Here is a 19,944-nt window from a genome sequence, read left to right on the forward strand (position 1 = left end):
CCCATTGACGGGCCTCGCGCCCGCCGGGCGTCGCCCCGCGGGCGCCTGCCTATCCCCGGTGCCGCAGGGTGTGTGACGGGGAGACGCCGAACCGCTCCCGGTAGGCGCCGGCGAACCGGCCGAGATGGGTGAACCCCCACCGGTACGCGACCTCGCTGACGCTTGCCTGCCCCGGATCGGAACGGGACAGCTCGGCGTGCACCCCGTCCAGCCGCAGCCGCCGCAGGTAGGTCAGCGGCGGCATCCCGACGTGCTGCCGGAACGACTCCTGCAGCACCCGCACCCCGACGCCGGCCACTGTCGCCAGGTCCCGGATCGTGTACGGCCGCCACGGCTCGGCGTGCATCACGTCGAGCGCCCGTTTCACGGTCCGCGGCCGGTACGGGCCCTGCAGCCCGGCCGGCTCCTGCCCGTACGGATGCTCGACGCTCAGCGCCAGCCCGCTGACCACCATGTCCCGCCAGCGGGCCGCCATCCGTGGCTGGCTGGCCAGCGCGTCCGGTCCGCGCAGCTCGCTGAGCAGCAGCCGGACCAGCGCCGCCCAGGTCCGCCCGGGACCGTCGACCAGGTCGAAGCTGGCCCCGAGCGGCATCGGCGAGATGACCCGCTGGTCCAGGCCGGCGTCCAGCTCCCGTTCCAGCGCGCCCCGCTCCACCTTGACGCTGATCAGCCGGCAGGTGCCCGGCCAGTCCAGCTCGATGGCGCCGCTCGGGCGGTAGACGGCGGCGCGGGTGGGGTCGGCGTAGACCACCGCGCCCCGGTGCCGGGACCGCAGCATCCCGGTGACCGGCAGCAGCACGTGGTACGACGTCTCCAGCGCGCCGATCGACATCCGGATGTCCGTCCCGTACCCCACCTCGCCGATGGTGATCGGGCCGAGCAGCACCACGTCCGCGCTGAACTCCAGGCGGGCCGGGTCGCCGACCGGCTCGATCCGCAACGGGCCGTAGTAGAGCCGGCGGCAGAACGCCCGCGCCTCGTCCACGTCGGTGGTGCGCAGGGCGACGTGGACCGGGGTGTCCGCCCCCGGGGTGACGGGGCCGCTCGCCATGGCGTCCAGACTAGACGGAAAGCAGCGTCCGGCCGGGGACAGCGGTGGCGGGCCAGGTGAACTCGGCGACCGCGCCACCGCGTACCTCGATCTCGGCGAGCGGCTCGTCACCCGCCTGCCAGATCAGGTACCGGCCCTGCGGCAGGGCGTCGAGGACCACGCAGAACGTGACACCGCCCCGGACGTACCGGGCCCGGACCGCCGCGTGGGTCCGCTCGCCCGGCGTCGCCGCCGGGCTCACCTCGATCTCGTGGCCGTGCAGCCGGCCCGGCGTGTAGATGATCAGCGCGCCGATGCCGCCGCCGATGTTCAGCATCACCGTGCCCTGCCCGGAGGGTGCCAGCGTGTGGTGGTGGTCGTGGGAGTGCGTGTGGCTCACGAGGGGTTTCCGAATCCGTCGAAGGGGGTGCCCAGGAAGGGAAACTTCTTCAGCAGCCCGGCGCTGGCGTCCTTGATGCTCAGGCCCTGCTCCACCGCGGCGGCCGCGGCGTCCGGCTCGAAGTCCGGGTTCACCAGTGGCACCGTGGCGCCGGCGATGGCGCGCAGCGAGATCGAGACCACGTCGTCGGCGATGCGCCGGCCGTTCGGGAAGCCGGCCAGGTCGCCGCCGACCACGCCGAACTTGTTCTCCTTCTTCGCCGGCGGGATCGCCGTGTTCAGCCGCAGCATGTCCGCCTGCAACGCGCCGGTGTTGTTCTGGAAGCCGTCGATCAGGCCGTCCGGGATGCCGGTGAGCAGGATCGCCAGCAGGTCGGCGCGCGGCTCCTTGGTCTTGTTCAGCGCGGCCAGGTTGTCGAAGAGGCCCGGGTAGAGCGCCGGCAGCAGCGCGCCGAGCTCCGGGGTGGCGACGAACCCGGCGAACCGCTTGTCCTCGCTCGGCGGCAGGCTGTTCCACCTGTCCTTCTCCGCCATCGGGACGATCACCTCGTTGAACAGCGGGTTGCCCAGCCGCGACACCTGCACCTGCGGCCCGACCACCACGTCGGCGCCGTCGGAGTTGCCGCGCACCTCCACCTGACGGCGGCTCGCCGACGTCCACACCCCGATGACCGCTCCGGCGTCGCGTCCGCGTACCCGCTTCTTGCCGTCCCGGCGGACCATGTGCAGCGGCACCTGGATCGCGATGCTGTGCACGTTCGTCTTGTCGGTGGCGTTGACCGCCTTGCCGGCGTAGTTGAACAGGTTCTGCCCGACCAGGTGCTTGTCCTGGAACGGGCGCAGCGTGCCCAGGTCGAAGATCGCGCCGAGGTCGACGAAGAACGCGTCGGCCCGCTGGCCGGCGAAGACCTTCTCGCCGGTCTTCAGCGTGTGCACCGCGTCCTCGGCGAGCTTCTCGTAGTCGGGGATGGAGAGCGGGCCGACGTTGCAGGGCGGACAGGGCAGGCTCTTCGCGAGGACCGTGCTCTTGCCCTGCGCGTCGACTTTGGTGACCGAGTAGAACTGCCGCCGGTTCCAGTTCTCGCTGTCCAGCGACTCGATCGGGCCGGTGTTGTAGAGGAACGTCCGGTCGTTGCGCAGCTCGGTCCGGAACCGGAACTGGTACGTGACGTCGGGGCGGGCGTCGCCGTTCGCGTCGATGTGGATCTCGTAGAGCACGTCGTCGCCGAACTCGAAGAAGTTCGGGCCGCTCGCCGGGAGTTGTAGCGGCACGTAGTTCGCGATGAGCGTGACGGTGTCCGGGTCGTCGGGGCTGACGAAGGCGTACAGGTCGGAACTGTCGGCCACCGGGTCCTTGCTGATCTCCGGCGCTTCGCGGTGGGAAGACATGTCGGTGTTCTCCTCGTGTCCGTTAGCGGCCGGTGGCCTTGAGCAGGCGGGCGGCGAGCTTCCTGTCGGTGATGGTGACCTTCTTGTCACCGGAGAACACGTCGAACGTTCCCTCGGCCGCGTCGCGCAGGGAGAGCACCAGTGGCTGGCCGTCGTTCTTCGCGTCGCCGTTCTCGCCGGCCAGGCTCAGGCCGGTGATGGAAACGGCGGAGACGCCGACGCCTGTCGCGGCGAGGGCGAGGACCCGGCGGCGGGACAGCCACCCGCGGGTCTGTGCGCGGTAACGAACACGACTCATGCTGGGCCTTTCGTCGTCACTTGGGGGGCCGGACGGGCGGTGCATCGTCGACGCCCGTCAGTACGAGATCCACACAGCGGCGGTTCAACCGTTTTTGCGGCGGCGCATCCGGGTGACGCCCGCACCGGCGGTGACCAGGGCGGCTGTTGTGAGCGCTCCCACAATCAGCCAGTGTCCGAGAGTGATCGTCCCGTCGTCGCTCGCCTCGATCGCGGCGAGGGCCGGCGTGTCCGACGGCTCCGGCGACACGGGGGTCTCCTCGATGCTCTCGGCGGCGGCCTCCTCGGCGCTCTCCGCGGGGGTCTCCTCGGCCACCGGCTCCGCCACGTCCGCGCTCTTCGACGGCGACGGCTTTCCCGGGACGGCCGCCTTCGTCACCGCCGGCGCCGGGAACACCAGATCCGAGCAGGAGTAGTACGTGTCCGGTGTGCTCGACGTCTCCCACACCACGTAGAGGATGTGCCGCCCGGTCCGCTGGGGCAGCGTCACCCGCATCCGGTACGCGCCGTCGGTCAGCGGCGGGTCGGTGATCTCGGCGAGCGGCTTCGCGCCCAGGTCGTCCCAGGTCAGCCTCTCGGCAGGGTGATAACCCGCCCCGGTCAGGTAGATCCGGAAGCTGCCCCGGTGCGGAATGGTCCCCCGATACGAGACGGCGAGCCGCTGGCCGGACGTCACCTCGGTCGCCGGGAAGTCGTCGCGGGCCAGGTCGAGGCCCCGGTACAGGGCGATCCCGGCGCTGCAGAGCTCCCCGTCGGGCACCCGCGCGCGGTCCTCGCCGTTCACGCGCGCGAGCCGCAGATTGTCGTACGCCCCCAATCGTCCCCCGGTGGCCTTGCGCGCCGCGACGCAGGCCGCCGCACCGGTCTTGCTGCCGTTGCCGCCGCAGGCGGCGGTCCGGCTGATCGGCGTGACCGGCGCGCCATGCGCGAGCGCGGCGGCGGGAACGGCGGGCACCGCGGCGGCGGCGACGAGACCGGCGACGGCGAGACGGCGGACGAACACGGAGCACTCCTGGACACGCGGCGGCACAGCCGGGCGGTTCCCGGCCACCCGGAGGTACGTACTTCGGGCACCGCTCGTTCAGCGGGCGAGAAGCTGTGATTGCATGGCCGATGTCCGGTAAGAAATTCTGGAGGATTCATGAACAAGCCTGACGTCGGCCCCATCCCCGACTCCCCCGCCAGCGAGCTGCTGATCGAGGACATCGTCGAGGGTGACGGCCAGGAGGCGAAGGCCGGCGATTTCGTCAGCGTCCACTACGTCGGCGTCGCCCAGTCCACGGGCAAGGAGTTCGACGCCTCCTACAACCGCGGCGAGGCCTTCGGCTTCCGGGTCGGTGGCCAGCAGGTCATCCAGGGCTGGGACGAGGGTGTCGCCGGCATGAAGGTCGGCGGCCGCCGCCGGCTCGTCATCCCGCCGCACATGGGTTACGGAGCCCGCGGCGCGGCCGGCGCGATCAAGCCGAACGAGACCCTGATCTTCGTGGTGGACCTGCTCGAGGTTCACTGACAGCTCGTCCAGCTCTGCCGCTCGTCCAGCTCTGCCGCTCGTCCAGTTCGTCCGCGGGGCCCGGCCGGTTCGACCGACCGGGCCTCGACGCTGTCTGACGAACGTTTTACGCTGGGTGGGTGGGGTACGAGTGGCTGACAGCGGCACTGGCTGCCCTGCGCAACGTCGAGACGTGGGAAGTGACCCAGGTGCTCTCCGCCAAGCAGCGGCTTCCGCTCGCCGCGGAGAGCGCGGGGGTGCACTTCCTGACGATCAGCGGGCGGACCGAGTCCGGCCGGCCCCTGGTCGTCGCGGTCCGTCTTCTCGGCGGGCACCAGCAGCAGATCATCGGCGCCCGGGAGATGACACCGGACGAACTGGCGCGGTTCGAGGCTTGGGAGGCGTCATGAGCAGGCAGCAGCACTCCGGTGAGCAGTACTCCGACGATCAGCTCGGCGCGGCGGCGGCCGCCTTCGCCGCCGGCGCCGTCACCTACGACGAGACGGCCCGGGTGTCCCTGCCCCCGGTCCCGGAGACCGAGCCGATGGTGCCGCTCGGTGTCCGGGTCCCGCCGGCGCTCGCCCAGCGCGTCCGGGCCGCCGCCGACCAGGCCGGGGTGCCCTACTCCCAGCTGGTCCGCGAGTGGATCGAGCTGGGCCTGACCGACATGGCCGGCGACCTCACGGTGTCGGTCGCGGTGCTGCGCCGGGCCATCGCCCACGCGGCCCAGAGCGGCCACGCGGCGTAGCAGGGCTTGGTCCAAACCGGCCCCGATGCAACCGGATGGGTCGATCATGAGCCCATGGCAGAAGAACATCACACCGAGGAACCCCTGAAGGTCCACGGCGACAAGCTGGCCGAGGCGTTCATACAGGCGCATCTGGTGGACGCTCCGGTGCTCCCCGAGCACCCGCGTGACCGGCTGCCGTCCCGCCACCCGGCGGCGCCGCAGGCCGCACCGGCCTCCACCGGCGTCCGCGCGGGCGTCGTCAATCACGTCGGATGACCGGCGGCACGGCCAAGGGCACGACCAGCGGCACGACCAGCGGCACGACCAGCGGCACGACCGGCGGCACGACCGGCGGCACGACCGGCGCGACGGTCAGCGGCGGGGGCGTCGGCGCCCGCGCGGGATGACGGTCCGGGCCCGGCAGCGGCGTGGCCGGGCCGGCATCGGCTCCGCCCCGGAGCGGAAGCCGGCTCCGGGGAACTCGTCGAACTCCTCGCCGAACGGGCTCACTCGGCGCTCCGCAGCGACGCGCACCCGGACTCGTCGGGCAGCAGCGGGCGGAACAGCACCGACCACTGCTTGCCGCCGGACGTCCACGACGTCCGCTGACTCGCCTCGCCGGCGGCGGCCCAGACTGCGTCCTTCTGCGCGCCGGAGACGGCCACGCAGTGGATCCCGGCGGCCTTGTTCAGCGCCTCCCCCGGGAGCTGCGGGCCGGGCCACGCGACAGGCTCGCCGCTGAGGCCGTCACCCGGGTCGGTCCACGGCTGGGCGATCGCGGCGAGCCCCGCCGGCCGGTACGGCTCCGTGCCGGTCCCGCCCAGACCGGTCAGCTTGTCGACGAACGCCTTCAGCTTCGTGCGGTCCGCCCGGTTCTCGGCGGTCAGCGCGCTGTCGTCCGGCTGCGCCTCGTTCAGGGCGACCACGTCGACGGTCTGCGTGCCGTACCCGGTGACGACCGTGACAACCGTGCTCGGGACGTCCGCGACATTCGGTGTGCCGAAGTCGGCGCCGGTCCGCACGCCCGCCTTCTCCGCTTCCGCCGCCAATTGCTCGACCTGCTGCGGGGAGATCCGGCTGACCTGCAGGTTGGGCAGCGCCGGGCCGGGATAGATCAGCGTGGTCGGCCCCTCGGTGATCACCCGGCCGTCGGCGTAGACGCTGACCAGCGGCAGCCGGCCGGCCAGCAGCTGCGGGGGGACGAAACCGCCGCGGTGGTGCACACGCAGCACCACGTCGTCGGCGGGCACGGCGGCACTCTCGGTCACCGGGCTCTCGGTCACCGGGCCCGGTGAGCCGGCCTCACCGGCGGCGCCGGGCCGGGCGCAGGCGCCCAGCAGGAGCATGGGGATGGCGGCGGCGGTCAGGAGGCCGCGGGTTCGGGTCATGACCGGTACGACGAGACGGCCGTCACGCCGGTTCCGTCCGCATTCGGTTTTCGCCTGATCGGGGGTTCTCGTTCCGCGCAGCGCCCCTAGGCAGCCACCCGCGCGCTGCGGCCCTGCACCTCGACGACGTCGCCGGGGTGCAGCTGGCGGCCCCGGCGGGTGTCCACCTCGCCGTTCACGGCCACGTCGCCGGAGGCGACAAGGATCTTGCCCTCGCCGCCGGTGTCGATGAGGTCCGCCAGTTTGAGGAACTGGCCCAGCCGGATCATGTCGCCGCCGATGGAAACGTCTCGCATCCGCCCATCATCGGGTATGAGCCAGGATCTCGAAAACTTCCGGGCCGTCGTTGAACCATCCGGGCCGGTGATCCGAACTACATGTCGTGAGGCATCTGGGGATGGCCCGCCGTGCGGGCGTGCTGACCGCGGTTTCCGCTGCCGCCGTGTTCGTCGCGGCCGGCCCGGCCGCGGCTGATGTGACGGTGAGCCCGGCGAGCGCGCCGCAGGGCAGTGGAGCCAATCTGACCTTCCACGTCACCAACGACGGCAAGGCGCCGATCACCGAGGTGACGCTGCGGATCCCGGCGGACACGCCGATCGCCGAGGTCTATCCGCTCTCCGTGGACGACTGGGCTCCGAAGATCGACTGGCAGAAGCTGAGCCGGCCGATCGAGCAGATCCACGGCGCGACGCCTGTCGACCAGGTGCCGAGCGCGATCACCTGGATGGCGGTGAACGGCACGGCCATCGCGCCCGGGAAGTCCGCCGACCTGACCGTCGCGGTGGGACCACTGCCGACCCTGAGCTCGATGGGCTTCACTGTCGACGCCCGGTACGCCGACGGCTCGGCGGCGCCGGCCATGCCGCCCGCCGCGCTGACGCTGACGCCGTCCGGCGGCCCGGCCACGACCGGTCACCACGGCGGCACGAGCGGCGGCGCGACCGGCACGGATCAGACGGCCGGCCTGTCGCCCGCGGAACAGGCCGCGTTCGACGAGATCCTCAACTCCAGCAACGGCCCGTCGGTGATGTCGATCGCCGGCTGGGTGGTCGCGGCGCTGGCCCTGGCCGGCGCGGGCTGGGCGTTCCTGCGCAACCGGCGCCGTCCCGATGACGTCCGGGACCGGCATCGCGCCGAGGAGGAGCCGGGCGGCGAGGAGCCCGACGAGAACGAGGCGGAGCCGGCCGACGCCGGCAAGGAGCCGGTCGCGGCCGGCGTGAGCAAGTGGGCCTTCAAAGGCTGAGACTCCGACGCAGGCCGAGCCTGCGAGCGGGAACCTCACGCGGGTGGGCGTGAGGACGTCGTGGCGAGCGCGTGGGGCGTGAGCCACGACCGGCGGGTGGGGCCCCGGGCAAGGCCCGTGATCCGCGCGCAGGGCGGGCGGGGAAACCCGCCCGCCCTATTTCACCCGCCGTCCTGTTCATCCCGGACGTCAGACCGGCACGACCCGCTCGGTGCGCAGCGCGTCGATGATCTCGCGCTCCACCCGGTCCGCCTCGTCGTGCGGGACCTGGCAGGTGCCGGCCGCGATGTGCCCGCCGCCGCCGTACCGCAGCATCACCTCGCCGATGTCGACCGGGGAGCCGCGGTCGAGGATCGACTTGCCGCAGGCGAAGACGGTGTTGAGCTTCTGCCGGCCCCAGATGATGTGCACCGAGACGCGGGCCTCCGGGAAGAGCGCGTACACCATGAAGCGGTTGCCGGCCTCGATGGTCTCCTCGTTGCGCAGGTCGACGATGACCACGTCGCCGTCGAGCCGGCAGACCCGGTGCAGCTGCTCGACGAACCGGGCCGAGCAGTCGTGGAAGAGCTGGGCCCGCTCCGAGACGTCCGGCAGGGCCAGGATCTCGTGCACGTCCTGGTGCTCGATGCAGGCGTCGATGAGCTTCATCATCAGCTGGTAGTTGGAGATCCGGAAATTGCGGAACCGGCCGAGCCCGGTCCGGCTGTCCATCAGGAAGTTCAGCAGCGTCCAGCCGGTCGGGCTGAGGATGTCGGTGAGCGTGTAGTTCGCCGAGTCGGCCTGGTCGACGGCTCGCATCAGGTCGTCGGAGACTCCCGGGAACCGCTCCTTGCCACCGAAGTGCTCGTAGATCACCCGGGCGGCCGAGGGCGCGTTCGGGTCGATCACGTGGTTCGGCAGGTTGCCCTCGTTGCGCAGCGTCTCCGAGTGGTGATGGTCGAAGACCATGTGCGCGCCCGGCGCGTACGGCAGGTTGGTCAGGATGTCCCGGTCGGTGATCTCCTCGACGCCGTCCTGCACGTCCTTGGGGTGCACGAACTTGATGTCGTCGATGAGGTCCAGCAGCCGCAGTAACACGGCGCAGACCAGACCGTCGAAGTCGCTGCGGGTTACGAGCCGGTACTTCACGGGTCCCCCTCGGATGCCAGACCTTTGCGCCCAGTTTGCCACTTTTTTCGGTATGGCCCTGGTCGCATCGCGGTATGGATGTGAACCACCGGAGCCTGCCGCGCCGTAAGGTCGAACGGACGGTAACGACCCGGTCGGAGGACACGCAGACCATGGACCACGCACCTCAGCTCATCCAGGAGCGCAGCGCCCCGCCAGCCACGCTGGTGATCTTCGGCGCTTCGGGTGACCTGACCCGCCGTAAGCTGCTCCCGGCCGTCGAGAGCCTCGCCCGGCACAACCGCCTTCCCGACCAGTTCGCCCTGGTCGGCGTCGCCCGGACGCCGATGAGCGACGAGCAGTTCGCGGACAGCGCGCTGGGTGGCCGCAGCCTGGCCGAGAAGCGCCAGCTGAAGGGTGGCATCCGCTACGTCGCGGGTGGCTACGACGACCCGGAGACCTTCAAGCGCCTCGCCGAGGTGCTCGACGAATTGGACGCGCAGCGTGGCACGTCCGGGAACCGTTTGTTCTACCTCTCCACCCCGGCCGGCGCGTTCGAGCCGGTCATCTGCGGCCTGGCCGGCGCCGGTCTGAACCAGGAGTCGGAGAACACCTTCTCCCGCCTGGTCATCGAGAAGCCGTACGGGCGGGACCTGGCGACGGCCCGCGAGCTCGACGCCGTCGTGCACCAGGCGTTCGAGGAGTCGCAGGTCTTCCGCATCGATCACTACCTGGGCAAGGACACCGTCCAGAACGTGCTCGCGCTCCGGTTCGCCAACTCGATCTTCCAGCCGATCTGGGACCGGTCCTGGGTCGACCACGTGCAGATCACGGTGGCCGAGACCCTCGGCGTCGGCACCCGCGGCGGCTTCTACGAGCACGCCGGCGCGATGCGCGACATCGTGCAGAACCACGTGCTCCAGGTCCTCGCGCTCGCGCTGATGGAGCCGCCGGTCTCGTTCGAGGGGGAGAACCTGCGCAACGAGAAGGTGAAGCTGCTCCAGGCGATCCGGCTGCCCACCGACCGGGACATCGCCGACGCGGCGGTCCGCGGCCAGTACACCCGCGGCGGCACCCGCGAGGAGCTGATGGCCGGTTACCGCGAGGAGGTCGGCGTCGACCCGCTGTCGCGCACCGAGACCTACGCGGCGATGCGGCTCAACGTGGACAACTGGCGCTGGGCCGGGGTCCCGTTCTACGTGCGTACCGGCAAGCGCCTGCCGGCCCGGGTCACCGAGGTGGCTCTGCAGTTCCAGCGGCCGCCGCACCTGCCGATCCCGACCAGCCAGCTCACCGAGCTGGACGCGGACGCGCTGGTCCTGCGCATCCAGCCGAACGAGGGCATCTCGCTGCGGTTCGGCGCCAAGGTGCCGGGTCACTCATTCCGGGTGCGGACCGCGTCGATGGACTTCTCGTACGAGAACACGTTCGTCGAGGAGTCCCCGGAGGCGTACGAGCGGCTGCTCCTGGACGCGTTGATCGGCGACGCGTCGCTCTTCATCCGCAGCGACGAGGTGCAGCAGTCCTGGCGGGTCGTCGACCCGATCATCGAGCACTGGGCGAAGGACCGGTCGCCGATCCCGACCTACGAGGCCGCCTCGTGGGGTCCGACCGACGCCGACCGTCTGATCGGCCGTAACGGCCGCAAGTGGCGAAACGTCGCCTGACCCGGACGCGTCAAACGAGCAACCGGAGGTGGGCTCGCATAGGGTGGTCATCAGTCTCGATCCCCGCGAGCCCGCCCCGGCCCCGTTCACGAAAGTCACACATATGCAGGTCTCGGTCGCCCATCATCCACCGAACACGGCCGTGCTCGTCCTGCGCGGATCCCTCGACATCGACACCGCGCCCGCTCTCAAGGCCAACCTCGGCCGCCTCGTCGAACGCCCGGCGCCGCGCGTCGTGGTCGACGTGTCCGGCCTGGACTTCTGTGACTCGATGGGCGTCGGCGTGCTGGTCACGGCGCACGGCCGGGCCACCGAGCGGGGCGGCTGGGTCCGGCTCGCCGCCCCGTCCGGCTTCCTGCGGCGTCTCTTCGACACGCTCGGCCTGACCGAGTACCTCCCGATGTTCCCGGACGTGGCGACCGCCCTGAAGGACGAGCCCCCGGCCGGCTAGCGGGGCCGTGCTGAAGGAGGAGCCGCGCCGGCTATCGGGCGCCGGCGGCCACGGCGTCGAGGGCCGCCACCGCCGCGCCCCGGGCGCCGGCCATGTCCAGGTCGGGGACCAGGGCGAAGGTCGCCGCCTGGGCCTGCTCGTCGCGCAGCTGGGTGTTCTCCCGGACCGTGTTGAGGAACCACTGGCGGAAGTGCGGCGCGGCCTCGACCACGCCGCCGCCCAGGAAGTACGCGTCCGGGTCGGTGAAGTTGGCGGCGATGGTGAACAGCTTGCCGATCGCCCTGGCCTGCTGGCTGAAGACGGCGATCGCGAGCGGATCGTCCTTCTCCCCGTAGCCACGGAGCAGTTTCGCGGCCCGCTCGATCGGCTCGCCGGCCAGCGGGTGGTCCGGGAACCGGGTCAGCCAGTACGGCAGCAGGTTCTTCTTGATGCCGGTCAGCGACGCGATGCTCTCCACGTCACCGTCGAATCCGCAGTTGCACGCCGGCACCGGCTGGCCGTCCTCGAGGACGCCGTGCAGCGGGATCTGGACGTGGCCGAGCTCGCCCGCCATCCCGGCCGCGCCCCGGATCACCTTGCCGTTCTCGACGACCCCGCCGCCGAGGCCGGTGCCGACGATCGCGGAGACCGAGCTCTTCCCCAGCGCTTCGGTACCGAAATGCCGGTGATGGGCATAGAGCGCCGCCGCATTAGCGTCATTATGGTAGATAACGGACAAGCCGAGCCGCTTCTCCAGGGCGCTGCGGATGTCGAAGCCGTGCCAGGCCGCCATGTTGAAGTTGGTGCCGCCCTTCGACGAGATGACCCCGTTGGCGCTGGCCGGGCCGGGGGTGTCCAGCCCGACCGCCCGCACCAGCGAGAACGGGGTGCTGGTCAGCTCCAGGATGCCGGTGAACGCCTCGGCCAGAGCTTCGACGGCGGACTCCGGCCCCTCCAGAACCCGGCTCGGGTTCTCCACGAGATTGCTGACGAGGAACTGCCCGGTCGCGTCGAGAACCGTGGCGTTGTTGCAGGTGCCGCCGTTGTCCAGCCCGACGACGACCCAGGAGGACGGGGTCCGTACCGTTTCAGCTCGATCCACGGGCTTGAGCCTACGACGTGGGGCCCGCCGGAGGACACGGGTGCAGACGGATTGCGGAGCCGTTAGTCATCGGTGCGCCGGCGCGGAATCCTCAAGTGCGGGCCGAACCGTCTGGCATGACCAGCCGCCGTACCCTGCTCGCCGCTGCCGCCGCCGCGCCCGCCGCGCTTCTCGTCGAGACGCCGGCCCAGGCCGCGCCCACGACGGCCACGACGGCCACGACGGCGCTGCTGGACCGGGACCCGGTCGCCCACCTGCTGCGCCGCGCCACGTTCGGCGCCACCCCGGCGGATCTGGCGCAGGCGCGCAAGCTCGGCGTCACGGGCTGGCTGGACCGGCAGCTCGACCCGGCGGCGATCGCCGACCCGGTCTGCGACACGGTGCTGCGCCGCCTCCCGCTGGCCGGCGCCACCCCGGCGGCGGTCCGGGCCGCCGTGAAGACCCACTCCTACGAGGCGTTCGGCCAGCTGGGCCGGGCCGCGATCGCCCGCGCCGCGTGGAGCAACCGGCAGCTCTTCGAGTCGGTCGTGATGTTCTGGGCCAACCACCTGCACATCGCGGCCCCGTCCAGCGGCGTCTGGGACACCCGCGCGGACTACGACGTCCGGGTGATCCGCAAGCACGCCCTCGGCACGTACGCGGACCTGCTCAAGGCCAGCGCCCGGCACCCGGCCATGCTCACCTACCTGGACCAGCGGTCGTCGACGAAGGCGCACCCGAACGAGAACTACGCCCGTGAGCTGATGGAGCTGCACACGGTCGGCCTCGAATACTCCGAGGCCGACGTGAAGGCGGCGTCCCGGCTGCTCACCGGCATGACCGTGGGCGCGTCCGGCGGATACGTCTACGACGCCGCGGAGCACGCCACCGGCGCCGTCGACATCCTCGGTTTCCGGCACGCCAACGCGAAGGCCGACGGCGAGTCCGCCGCCCTCGCCTTCATCGACCACCTGGCCCGGCACCGCGCCACCGCCACCCGGATCGCGGAGAAGCTCTGCCTCCGGTTCGTCGCCGACCAGGCGCCCGCGTCGCTGGTCACCAAGCTGGCCGACGTCTACCTGAAGAACGACACCGCTATCGTGCCGGTGCTGCGCGCGCTCTTCACCTCGGCCGAGTTCGCCGCCGCCACCGGGCAGAAGACCCGCACGCCGTTCGAGGACATGATCGCCACGATCCGCCTGCTCGGCCTGCAGCCGGAGAGCGGCGGCACCGCGGCGCTCGACGCGCTCTACAACGAGATGGTCGACGCCGGCAACGCGCCGTTCCGCTGGAGCCCGCCGAACGGCTTCCCGGACGTCGCGGCGGCCTGGGCGTCGCCGTCCGGTTTCGTTCAGCGGTGCAACCTGCACCTGAACCTCGCGACCGGCTGGTACCCGAAGCAGCTCACCCGTCCGGCCGACCTGCTGAGATCACTGGTCCCGGTGCTGCCGGCCACGTACGGCGCGCTCGTCGACGCGCTGGCCACCCGCCTGATCGGGACGAGGCTGCCGGCCGCGCACACCGCCGCCGTGCTCAGTGTCGCGTCGAAACTGCCGAACACTCCGCTGAACAGCAAGGACAAGTCGCTCGCCGGCGCCGCGCCGTACCTGATCGCGCTCGTCCTCGACTCGCCGTCGTTCCAGCTGAGGTGATCATGAAATCCTGCGTCGAGCACTCGAACCTGATCAGTCGCCGGACGGTTCTGGGTGGGGTGGCGGCCGGGGTGGCCTCGTCCGCCGTCTCCGTGGATCTCGCCTTCGCGGCCGAGAAGTACGCCGGCGACACCCTCGTGGTGATCTCGATGCACGGCGGGTTCGACGGGCTCTCCACGATCGTCCCGATCGGCGACCCCGACTACTACCGGGCCCGCCCCGGCATCGCCGTACCGAAGAGCCGGGTCATCGCCGGTGACGGCACGTTCGGCCTGCACCCCGCCCTCGCCCCGCTGCTCCCGCAGTGGAAGTCCGGCGCCCTCGCCGCCGTGCACGCCGTCGGCCAGCCCAACCCGACGCGTTCGCACTTCGCCGCGATGGAGGCGATGGAGAACGCCGCGCCCGGCACCTCGATCCGCAGCGGCTGGCTGGACCGGATGCTCGGCGGCACCGGAGCCACCTCTCCCCTGGCCGGCGTCGCGATGGGCCGCACCATGCCGGCCCGTCTGCTGGCCGGCCCGGCGAACGACATCTCGATGCTCTCCGTCGACGACCTCACCCTGGCCGGTGACGGGAAACGCCCGATCGCGGCCGCGCTCCGGGCGATGTACGCCGACGCCCCCGCCCACCTCGCGGCCCCGGCGAAGGCCGCCGACCGGGCGCTGGCCGCGATGGGCGCGCCGCGGGCGGCCGAGGCCCGCTCCGGCTATCCGGGCACCGACCTGGGCGGCGCGCTGCGTGACGTGGCCCGCCTGATCAAATCGAACGCCGGCCTGGTCACGGCGACCGTCGACTGCGGCGACTGGGACATGCACGAGGCGCTCGGCCCGGCCGTCAAGGGCGAGCGGATGTTCGACAACCTGACCGATTTCGCCAAGGCTCTCGCGGCGTTCACCGCCGACCTCGGCCCGCAGGCGATGAAGCGGGTGACGGTCCTGACGATCAGCGAGTTCGGCCGCCGGGTGGCCGAGAACGGCTCCCGCGGCGCCGACCACGGCCACGGCAACGCGATGCTCCTGCTCGGCGGCGGCATCCGCGGCGGCAAGGTCTACACCCGCTGGCCGACGCTCGCCACGTCCGCCCTGGTCGACGGCGACCTGGCGGCCACCACCGACTACCGCTCGGTGATCGGCGAGATCCTCCAGAAACGCTGCGGCGTCGGCGACCTCTCCACGATCTTCCCCGGCGTCAAGCCCTCCCGCTTCGGCCTGGCCGCCGCCCGCTGAGCCCTTCTCCGGGGCACACACCGCCGTCCCGGATATCCACACCGCCGTCCCGGTACCCACACCGCCGTCCCGGGTACGCACACCGCCGTCCCCCGACGCACCGCAACCGTCCCGCAGCATCCGCCACCTGACGGCCCCTTCCGCCGGCGCCCGCCGCCGCCGGCCCCGGCGTCCCCTCCCGCGTGTGGACTTCAGGCTCGCACCGCACGCTCCGCCCCCAAAGGCCACACACGCAGCCAGGGTTATCGCGGAGCGTATGAAGTTCGGACGGGCCGAGCCGTAGCGCAGACAGGCTATCCGGCCCGATGACCTGCGCCAGCTACGGCTCACACCTGCCGGCCGTAGCCCAGACACGTGATCACGCCCAGATAGCATGCGCCAGCTACGGCTGGCGCGACCCAGCCGTAGCGCAGACAAGTTATCCGGCCCGATGACCTGCGCCAGCTACGGCTCAGGAGGGCGGGAGCGGGGGGAACCGGCGTGGGCTACGGCTCGCGGGGAGGCCGGCGGCGGCAGGCCCGCACCGCGCCCGAACTCAACGCCCGGACTCAACACACCCCCGTGGCGGCGAGCCCGCGTGTGGAAATGAGGCACGCGCCTGAAATCCACACGTGGGTCCGAGGGTGACCATGCACCGGTAGCGAAAGGCGCCGGACGGCCTGGAGTGGGCACACGGCCGCGCGGACTCTCGGGGACTGGTCCGGTGCTGTTGTGGGAGTTGTGGGGCGTACCCGGGAAAGAGAAAGGGCCGGCGCTTCTGGAGAAGCGCCGGCCCTCACGCGCCGTCCTGCCAAGGCCCGGTCAGGACGGCATGCCGGTCAGCGGGCGGTCGAGGTCCGCCGCTTGGACCAGACGTCGAAGGCGACAGCGGCGAGGAGCACCGCGCCCTTGACGAGCATGACCTGTTCGGACTGTGCGCCGAGCAGACCCATGCCGTTGTTGATGACACCCATGATCAGGCCGCCGGTGATCGCGCCGACGACCTTGCCGACGCCGCCCTGGACGGCCGCGCCACCGATGAACGCGGCCGCGATGGCGTCCAGCTCGAAGCTGTTGCCGGCGGTCGGGTTCGCCTGGTTGAGGCGGCCGGCGAAGATCAGGCCGGCCAGCGCGGAGAGCACGCCCATGTTGACGAAGAGCCAGAAGACGACCGACTTGACCTTGACGCCGGAGAGCGTCGCGGCCTGCAGGTTGCCACCGACCGCGTAGATCTGGCGGCCGAAGACCGCCCGGTTGGTGACCAGGGTGTAGCCGACCACCAGGACCGCGAGCAGCACGAGCACCCACGGCAGGTTGCGGAAGCGGGCCAGCTGCACGATCACGAACATGATCAGTACGGCCGGGACGGCGACCTTGGTGATGAACAGCCACATCGGGTCGACGGTCTGGTTGTACTTGAGCCGGGCGGCGCGGGTGCGGTACTGCACGAACGCCATCGCGGCGACGACGGCCAGGCCGACCAGGATACTGAACAGGTCGGCGCCGCCCAGCGCGCCGAGCGCGATGTTGCCGAGGAACCCGTCGGTGAAGCCGTTCGCGAGGGTGCGGACCTCCTCCGGGAACGGGCCGATGCCCTTGTTGCCCAGGATCATCAGCGTGATCGCGCGGAACAGCAGCATGCCGGCGAGCGTGACGATGAAGGCCGGGATGCCGAAGTACGCCACCCAGTAGCCCTGCCACGCGCCGATGATCGCGCCGAAGACGAGCGTGCCGAGGACCGCGATCGGCCAGGGCAGGTCCCAGTTGACCATCATGACCGCGGCGAGCGCGCCACACGCGGCGACCACCGAGCCGACCGAGAGGTCGATGTGCCCGGCGATGATGATCAGGATCATGCCGATCGCCAGAACCAGGATGTACGAGTTCTGGACGATGATGTTGCTGATGTTCTGCGGGGCGAGCATGTCGCCACCGGTCAGCACCGTGAAGAGCAGCACGATCAGCGCGAACGCGATGTAGATGCCGGACTGCTTCAGGTTGAAGTTGAGCTTGAAGGGCGCCTTGCCACCAGCGGCAGCGGCCGGCCCCTTACCGACGGTCAGGTCGGCGTTGGTAGGTGCGACCGTCACGGCGCTACCTCCTGTTCTTCCTTCGTCATGAGGGTCATCAGGCCCTCCTGCGTGGCCTCGGCCCGGGTCACCTCGCCGGTGATCCGGCCGGCCGAGAGCGTGTAGATGCGGTCACAGATACCGAGCAGCTCGGGCAGCTCGGACGAGATGACCAGGACGGCTTTGCCCTCGTCGGCAAGCCGGTTGATGATCGTGTAGATCTCGTACTTCGCACCGACGTCGATACCACGGGTCGGCTCGTCGAGGATCAGCACGTCCGGGTCAGTGAAGATCCACTTCGAGAGCACGACCTTCTGCTGGTTACCGCCGGACAGCTTGCCCACGATCGACTCGACGGTCGGCGCCTTGATGTTCATGCTGGCGCGGAACTCGTCGGCGACCTTGTGCTCCTCGTTGCCGTCCACCCAGCCGCCCTTGGCGAGCTTGCCGAGCCCGGCCGCCGAGATGTTGCGCTTGATGTCCTCGATCAGGTTGAGGCCGTAGCGCTTGCGGTCCTCGGTGGCGTACGCGAGACCGTTCTCGATCGCCTCGCGGACGTTCCGGGCCTGGATCGGCTTGCCGTCCTTGATCAGACGGCCGCTGATGTTCACCCCGTAGGAACGGCCGAACACGCTCATCGCCAGCTCGGTGCGGCCGGCGCCCATCAGCCCGGCCAGGCCGACGATCTCGCCCCGGCGCAGGTTCAGGTTCACGCCGCGGACCAGCGCACGGTCCGGCTGGGTCGGGCTGTAGACGGTCCAGTCCTCGATCCGCAGAGCCTCCTCGCCGATGTTCGGCGTGTGCTCCGGGTAGCGGTGCTCCAGATCGCGGCCCACCATGCCCGAAATGATCTTGTCTTCGGTGAGGTCCGCGGTCTCCTCGGTCCAGATGGTCTTGCCGTCCCGCAGGATGGTGACCCGGTCCGAGATGCTCATGACCTCGTTCAGCTTGTGCGAGATGATCACGCAGGTGATGCCCTCGTCACGCAGGCCGCGCAGCAGACCGAGCAGGTGCTCGGAGTCCTCGTCGTTGAGCGCCGCGGTGGGCTCGTCGAGGATCAGCAGCTTCACCTTCTTGGAGAGCGCCTTGGCGATCTCCACCAGCTGCTGCTTGCCGACACCCAGGTCGATGACCGGTGTCACCGCGCTCTCCGCCAGACCGACCCGCCGCAGCAGCTCGTCGGCCGCGTGGTTGGTCCGGTTCCAGTCGATCCAGCCCCGCTTGGCCTGCTCGTTGCCGAGGAAGATGTTCTCGGCGATCGACAGGTTGGACGCGAGCGCCAGCTCCTGGTGGATGATGACGATGCCGCGGTGCTCACTGTCCCGGATGCCGGAGAATTCGCAGGTCTCGCCGTCGAACTCGATGTCACCCTCGTACGTGCCGTGCGGGTAGACACCCGACAGCACCTTCATCAGGGTCGACTTGCCGGCCCCGTTCTCGCCGCAGATGGAGTGGATCTCTCCTCGGCGGACTTCCAGGTTGACGTCCTGCAGCGCCTTGACGCCCGGGAACGTCTTGGTGATGCCGCTCATCCGCAGGATCGTGTCGGTCATGGACCCTCCTATGGGCCTTTGTTGCTGTTCAGCCGTGGAGGCCGCGCCCCGCCCGCTGGGGTCGGGCGGGGCGCGGAGCCCGATTACTTCAGGTCAGCCTCGGTGTAGTAACCCGAGTCGACGAGCTGAGCCTTGTAGTTGGCCTTGTCGACGATGACCGACTCGAGCAGCTGGGCCGGGACGACCTTGTTGCCGTTGTCGTAGTCCTTGTTGTTGTTGGTGGCCGGGGTCTGGCCCTTGAGCACCGCGTCGGCCATCTCGCCGGTCACCTTCGCCAGCTGGCGGGTGTCCTTGTAGATGGTGGAGTACTGCTCACCCGCGACGATCGACTTGACCGACGCGACCTCGGCGTCCTGGCCGGTGACGACCGGGTACGCCTGCGCGCCGGTGCCGTAGCCGTTCGACTTCAGCGCGGAGAGGATACCGATCGAGATGCCGTCGTAGGGGGACAGCACGCCATCGACCTTGACGCCACCCTTGTAGGTGGAGGTCAGGACGTTCTCCATGCGCTTCTGCGCGGTGGCCGGGTCCCAGCGGAGCGTCGCGACGGTCTCGAACTTGGTCTGGCCGCTCTTGACGACGATGGTGCCGTCCTTGATGAACGGGTCCAGGATGCTCATCGCGCCGTTGAAGAAGAAGGTCGCGTTGTTGTCGTCCGGCGAGCCGGCGAACAGCTCGACGTTGAACGGGCCCTTCGCGCTGCCCTTGCTGCCGTCGGCGTTGAGCACCTTGAGGCCGGTCAGCAGCGAGGTGGCCTGCTGGACGCCGACCTTGAAGTTGTCGAAGGTGGCGTAGTAGTCCACGTTCGGGCTGTTGCGGATCAGGCGGTCGTACGCGATGACCGGGATGTTGTTGGCCTTCGCGTTCTCCAGCTGCGTGGTGATCGCGGTGCCGTCGATCGACGCGATGATCAGCAGCTTGGCGCCCTTGGTGATCTGGTTGTCCAGCTGCTGGGTCTGCGTGGGGATGCTGTCTTCGGCGTACTGCAGGTCGACCTTGTAGCCGAGGCCTTCCAGCTGCTTCTTCAGGTTGTCGCCGTCGGCGATCCACCGCTCCGAGGAACGGGTCGGCATGGTGATGCCGATCAGGGCGCCGGCGTTGTCGCCGCCGCCGGCGGCTTCCTTGTCGACGGTCTTCTCAGCCGAGCCGCAGGCAGCCATCGTGGCGACCAGGGAGGCAGCGGTCAGCACCGCCGCGAGCCGGGGGTATTTCACT

The 19,944-nt window shown here is 70.5% G+C and carries 22 protein-coding genes; 10 read left to right on the forward strand and 12 right to left on the reverse strand.

The features are described from left to right. Positions 1–49: 49 nt before the first annotated feature. The 5 genes from AB0F72_RS28235 to AB0F72_RS28255 all read right to left on the reverse strand — a co-directional run bounded on the left by AB0F72_RS28235 (position 50) and on the right by AB0F72_RS28255 (position 4,118). On the reverse strand, positions 50–1,051 hold the full coding sequence (locus AB0F72_RS28235) for an AraC family transcriptional regulator (protein WP_360436915.1): 1,002 nt from the start codon (positions 1,049–1,051) through the stop codon (positions 50–52). Positions 1,052–1,061: 10 nt separating this feature from the next. Beyond that, entirely contained in the window at positions 1,062–1,430 is a 369-nt protein-coding gene (locus tag AB0F72_RS28240; protein WP_360436918.1) for a phospholipase, read from the reverse strand. Beyond that, on the reverse strand, positions 1,427–2,818 hold the full coding sequence (locus AB0F72_RS28245; RefSeq protein ID WP_360436921.1) for a DUF4331 domain-containing protein: 1,392 nt from the start codon (positions 2,816–2,818) through the stop codon (positions 1,427–1,429). The genes AB0F72_RS28240 and AB0F72_RS28245 overlap by 4 nt, the downstream gene beginning before the upstream one ends. A gap of 22 nt (positions 2,819–2,840) precedes the next feature. Continuing rightward, positions 2,841–3,116, reverse strand: a complete 276-nt coding sequence (locus AB0F72_RS28250) for a hypothetical protein (RefSeq protein WP_360436924.1) — start codon at positions 3,114–3,116, stop codon at positions 2,841–2,843. An 84-nt stretch (positions 3,117–3,200) separates the two neighbouring features. After that, the gene (locus AB0F72_RS28255; RefSeq protein ID WP_360436927.1) at positions 3,201–4,118 is read right to left on the reverse strand and encodes a lytic polysaccharide monooxygenase; all 918 of its coding nucleotides are present in this window, start codon (positions 4,116–4,118) and stop codon (positions 3,201–3,203) included. Positions 4,119–4,256: 138 nt separating this feature from the next. On the opposite strand from AB0F72_RS28255, the gene AB0F72_RS28260 reads away from it, so the two are divergent. The 5 genes from AB0F72_RS28260 to AB0F72_RS28280 all read left to right on the forward strand — a co-directional run bounded on the left by AB0F72_RS28260 (position 4,257) and on the right by AB0F72_RS28280 (position 5,741). After that, on the forward strand, positions 4,257–4,625 hold the full coding sequence (locus AB0F72_RS28260; RefSeq protein WP_360436930.1) for an FKBP-type peptidyl-prolyl cis-trans isomerase: 369 nt from the start codon (positions 4,257–4,259) through the stop codon (positions 4,623–4,625). 119 nt (positions 4,626–4,744) lie between these two features. Continuing rightward, positions 4,745–5,014 (forward strand): hypothetical protein, encoded by a 270-nt coding sequence (locus tag AB0F72_RS28265; RefSeq protein WP_014445316.1) that lies wholly within the window; start codon positions 4,745–4,747, stop codon positions 5,012–5,014. Next, complete coding sequence (locus AB0F72_RS28270) at positions 5,011–5,352, forward strand: hypothetical protein (RefSeq protein WP_360436935.1); 342 nt, start codon at positions 5,011–5,013, stop codon at positions 5,350–5,352. Before AB0F72_RS28265 ends, AB0F72_RS28270 begins: the two co-directional genes overlap by 4 nt. A 54-nt stretch (positions 5,353–5,406) precedes the next feature. Next, positions 5,407–5,610: a hypothetical protein gene (locus AB0F72_RS28275; RefSeq protein ID WP_360436938.1), complete on the forward strand. Its 204-nt coding sequence runs from the start codon at positions 5,407–5,409 to the stop codon at positions 5,608–5,610. Next, positions 5,607–5,741, forward strand: a complete 135-nt coding sequence (locus tag AB0F72_RS28280; RefSeq protein WP_360436941.1) for a hypothetical protein — start codon at positions 5,607–5,609, stop codon at positions 5,739–5,741. The genes AB0F72_RS28275 and AB0F72_RS28280 overlap by 4 nt, the downstream gene beginning before the upstream one ends. A 99-nt stretch (positions 5,742–5,840) precedes the next feature. Here AB0F72_RS28280 and AB0F72_RS28285 read toward each other — a convergent pair whose 3' ends face one another. After that, a complete protein-coding gene (locus tag AB0F72_RS28285) occupies positions 5,841–6,722 on the reverse strand; it encodes a hypothetical protein (RefSeq protein WP_360436944.1) in 882 nt (293 codons plus the stop codon). Between the two features lie 86 nt (positions 6,723–6,808). Continuing rightward, positions 6,809–7,018, reverse strand: a complete 210-nt coding sequence (locus AB0F72_RS28290; protein WP_360436947.1) for an RNA-binding S4 domain-containing protein — start codon at positions 7,016–7,018, stop codon at positions 6,809–6,811. A gap of 101 nt (positions 7,019–7,119) precedes the next feature. Here AB0F72_RS28290 and AB0F72_RS28295 point away from each other — a divergent pair, with 101 nt between their 5' ends. Beyond that, a complete protein-coding gene (locus tag AB0F72_RS28295) occupies positions 7,120–7,965 on the forward strand; it encodes a DUF1775 domain-containing protein (protein WP_360436950.1) in 846 nt (281 codons plus the stop codon). A gap of 189 nt (positions 7,966–8,154) precedes the next feature. Here AB0F72_RS28295 and AB0F72_RS28300 read toward each other — a convergent pair whose 3' ends face one another. Further along, positions 8,155–9,093, reverse strand: coding sequence for an exopolyphosphatase (locus AB0F72_RS28300; RefSeq protein ID WP_360436953.1), 939 nt, complete (start codon positions 9,091–9,093; stop codon positions 8,155–8,157). A gap of 152 nt (positions 9,094–9,245) precedes the next feature. Here AB0F72_RS28300 and zwf point away from each other — a divergent pair, with 152 nt between their 5' ends. Continuing rightward, on the forward strand, positions 9,246–10,739 hold the full coding sequence (gene zwf / locus AB0F72_RS28305; RefSeq protein WP_360436956.1) for a glucose-6-phosphate dehydrogenase: 1,494 nt from the start codon (positions 9,246–9,248) through the stop codon (positions 10,737–10,739). A gap of 103 nt (positions 10,740–10,842) precedes the next feature. Further along, the gene (locus tag AB0F72_RS28310) at positions 10,843–11,190 is read left to right on the forward strand and encodes an STAS domain-containing protein (RefSeq protein WP_360436959.1); all 348 of its coding nucleotides are present in this window, start codon (positions 10,843–10,845) and stop codon (positions 11,188–11,190) included. A gap of 31 nt (positions 11,191–11,221) precedes the next feature. Here AB0F72_RS28310 and AB0F72_RS28315 read toward each other — a convergent pair whose 3' ends face one another. Then, positions 11,222–12,271, reverse strand: coding sequence for an ROK family protein (locus AB0F72_RS28315; protein WP_360436962.1), 1,050 nt, complete (start codon positions 12,269–12,271; stop codon positions 11,222–11,224). Positions 12,272–12,387: 116 nt separating this feature from the next. Here AB0F72_RS28315 and AB0F72_RS28320 point away from each other — a divergent pair, with 116 nt between their 5' ends. Together AB0F72_RS28320 and AB0F72_RS28325 are read left to right on the forward strand one after the other, a co-directional pair. Next, a complete protein-coding gene (locus AB0F72_RS28320; protein ID WP_360436965.1) occupies positions 12,388–13,902 on the forward strand; it encodes a DUF1800 domain-containing protein in 1,515 nt (504 codons plus the stop codon). A gap of 2 nt (positions 13,903–13,904) precedes the next feature. Further along, a complete protein-coding gene (locus AB0F72_RS28325) occupies positions 13,905–15,128 on the forward strand; it encodes a DUF1501 domain-containing protein (protein WP_360436968.1) in 1,224 nt (407 codons plus the stop codon). 818 nt (positions 15,129–15,946) lie between these two features. On the opposite strand, the gene mmsB is transcribed toward AB0F72_RS28325, so the two are convergent. From mmsB to chvE, 3 genes are all read right to left on the reverse strand, one after another. Then, positions 15,947–17,197 (reverse strand): multiple monosaccharide ABC transporter permease, encoded by a 1,251-nt coding sequence (gene mmsB / locus AB0F72_RS28330; RefSeq protein WP_360436971.1) that lies wholly within the window; start codon positions 17,195–17,197, stop codon positions 15,947–15,949. After that, positions 17,194–18,729 (reverse strand): multiple monosaccharide ABC transporter ATP-binding protein, encoded by a 1,536-nt coding sequence (mmsA, locus tag AB0F72_RS28335; protein ID WP_360436974.1) that lies wholly within the window; start codon positions 18,727–18,729, stop codon positions 17,194–17,196. The genes mmsB and mmsA overlap by 4 nt, the downstream gene beginning before the upstream one ends. Positions 18,730–18,812: 83 nt before the next feature. After that, positions 18,813–19,943: a multiple monosaccharide ABC transporter substrate-binding protein gene (gene chvE / locus AB0F72_RS28340; protein ID WP_360436977.1), complete on the reverse strand. Its 1,131-nt coding sequence runs from the start codon at positions 19,941–19,943 to the stop codon at positions 18,813–18,815. Between the last annotated feature and the right edge of the window lies 1 nt (position 19,944).

Source organism: Actinoplanes sp. NPDC023936 (assembly GCF_040639325.1).
Lineage (GTDB): Bacteria > Actinomycetota > Actinomycetes > Mycobacteriales > Micromonosporaceae > Actinoplanes.

What these genes read in the sequence shown, in the direction of transcription:
- AB0F72_RS28260 (WP_360436930.1), top strand. Translation starts at nt 4,257, where the DNA reads ATGAACAAGCCTGACGTCGGCCCCATCCCCGACTCCCCCGCCAGCGAG.
- zwf (WP_360436956.1), top strand. Translation starts at nt 9,246, where the DNA reads ATGGACCACGCACCTCAGCTCATCCAGGAGCGCAGCGCCCCGCCAGCC.
- AB0F72_RS28270 (WP_360436935.1), top strand. Translation starts at nt 5,011, where the DNA reads ATGAGCAGGCAGCAGCACTCCGGTGAGCAGTACTCCGACGATCAGCTC.
- AB0F72_RS28250 (WP_360436924.1), bottom strand. Translation starts at nt 3,116, where the DNA reads ATGAGTCGTGTTCGTTACCGCGCACAGACCCGCGGGTGGCTGTCCCGC.
- mmsA (WP_360436974.1), bottom strand. Translation starts at nt 18,729, where the DNA reads ATGACCGACACGATCCTGCGGATGAGCGGCATCACCAAGACGTTCCCG.
- AB0F72_RS28275 (WP_360436938.1), top strand. Translation starts at nt 5,407, where the DNA reads ATGGCAGAAGAACATCACACCGAGGAACCCCTGAAGGTCCACGGCGAC.
- AB0F72_RS28235 (WP_360436915.1), bottom strand. Translation starts at nt 1,051, where the DNA reads ATGGCGAGCGGCCCCGTCACCCCGGGGGCGGACACCCCGGTCCACGTC.
- AB0F72_RS28285 (WP_360436944.1), bottom strand. Translation starts at nt 6,722, where the DNA reads ATGACCCGAACCCGCGGCCTCCTGACCGCCGCCGCCATCCCCATGCTC.
- AB0F72_RS28280 (WP_360436941.1), top strand. Translation starts at nt 5,607, where the DNA reads ATGACCGGCGGCACGGCCAAGGGCACGACCAGCGGCACGACCAGCGGC.
- AB0F72_RS28310 (WP_360436959.1), top strand. Translation starts at nt 10,843, where the DNA reads ATGCAGGTCTCGGTCGCCCATCATCCACCGAACACGGCCGTGCTCGTC.
- AB0F72_RS28325 (WP_360436968.1), top strand. Translation starts at nt 13,905, where the DNA reads ATGAAATCCTGCGTCGAGCACTCGAACCTGATCAGTCGCCGGACGGTT.
- AB0F72_RS28290 (WP_360436947.1), bottom strand. Translation starts at nt 7,018, where the DNA reads ATGCGAGACGTTTCCATCGGCGGCGACATGATCCGGCTGGGCCAGTTC.
- AB0F72_RS28295 (WP_360436950.1), top strand. Translation starts at nt 7,120, where the DNA reads ATGGCCCGCCGTGCGGGCGTGCTGACCGCGGTTTCCGCTGCCGCCGTG.
- AB0F72_RS28245 (WP_360436921.1), bottom strand. Translation starts at nt 2,818, where the DNA reads ATGTCTTCCCACCGCGAAGCGCCGGAGATCAGCAAGGACCCGGTGGCC.
- AB0F72_RS28320 (WP_360436965.1), top strand. Translation starts at nt 12,388, where the DNA reads ATGACCAGCCGCCGTACCCTGCTCGCCGCTGCCGCCGCCGCGCCCGCC.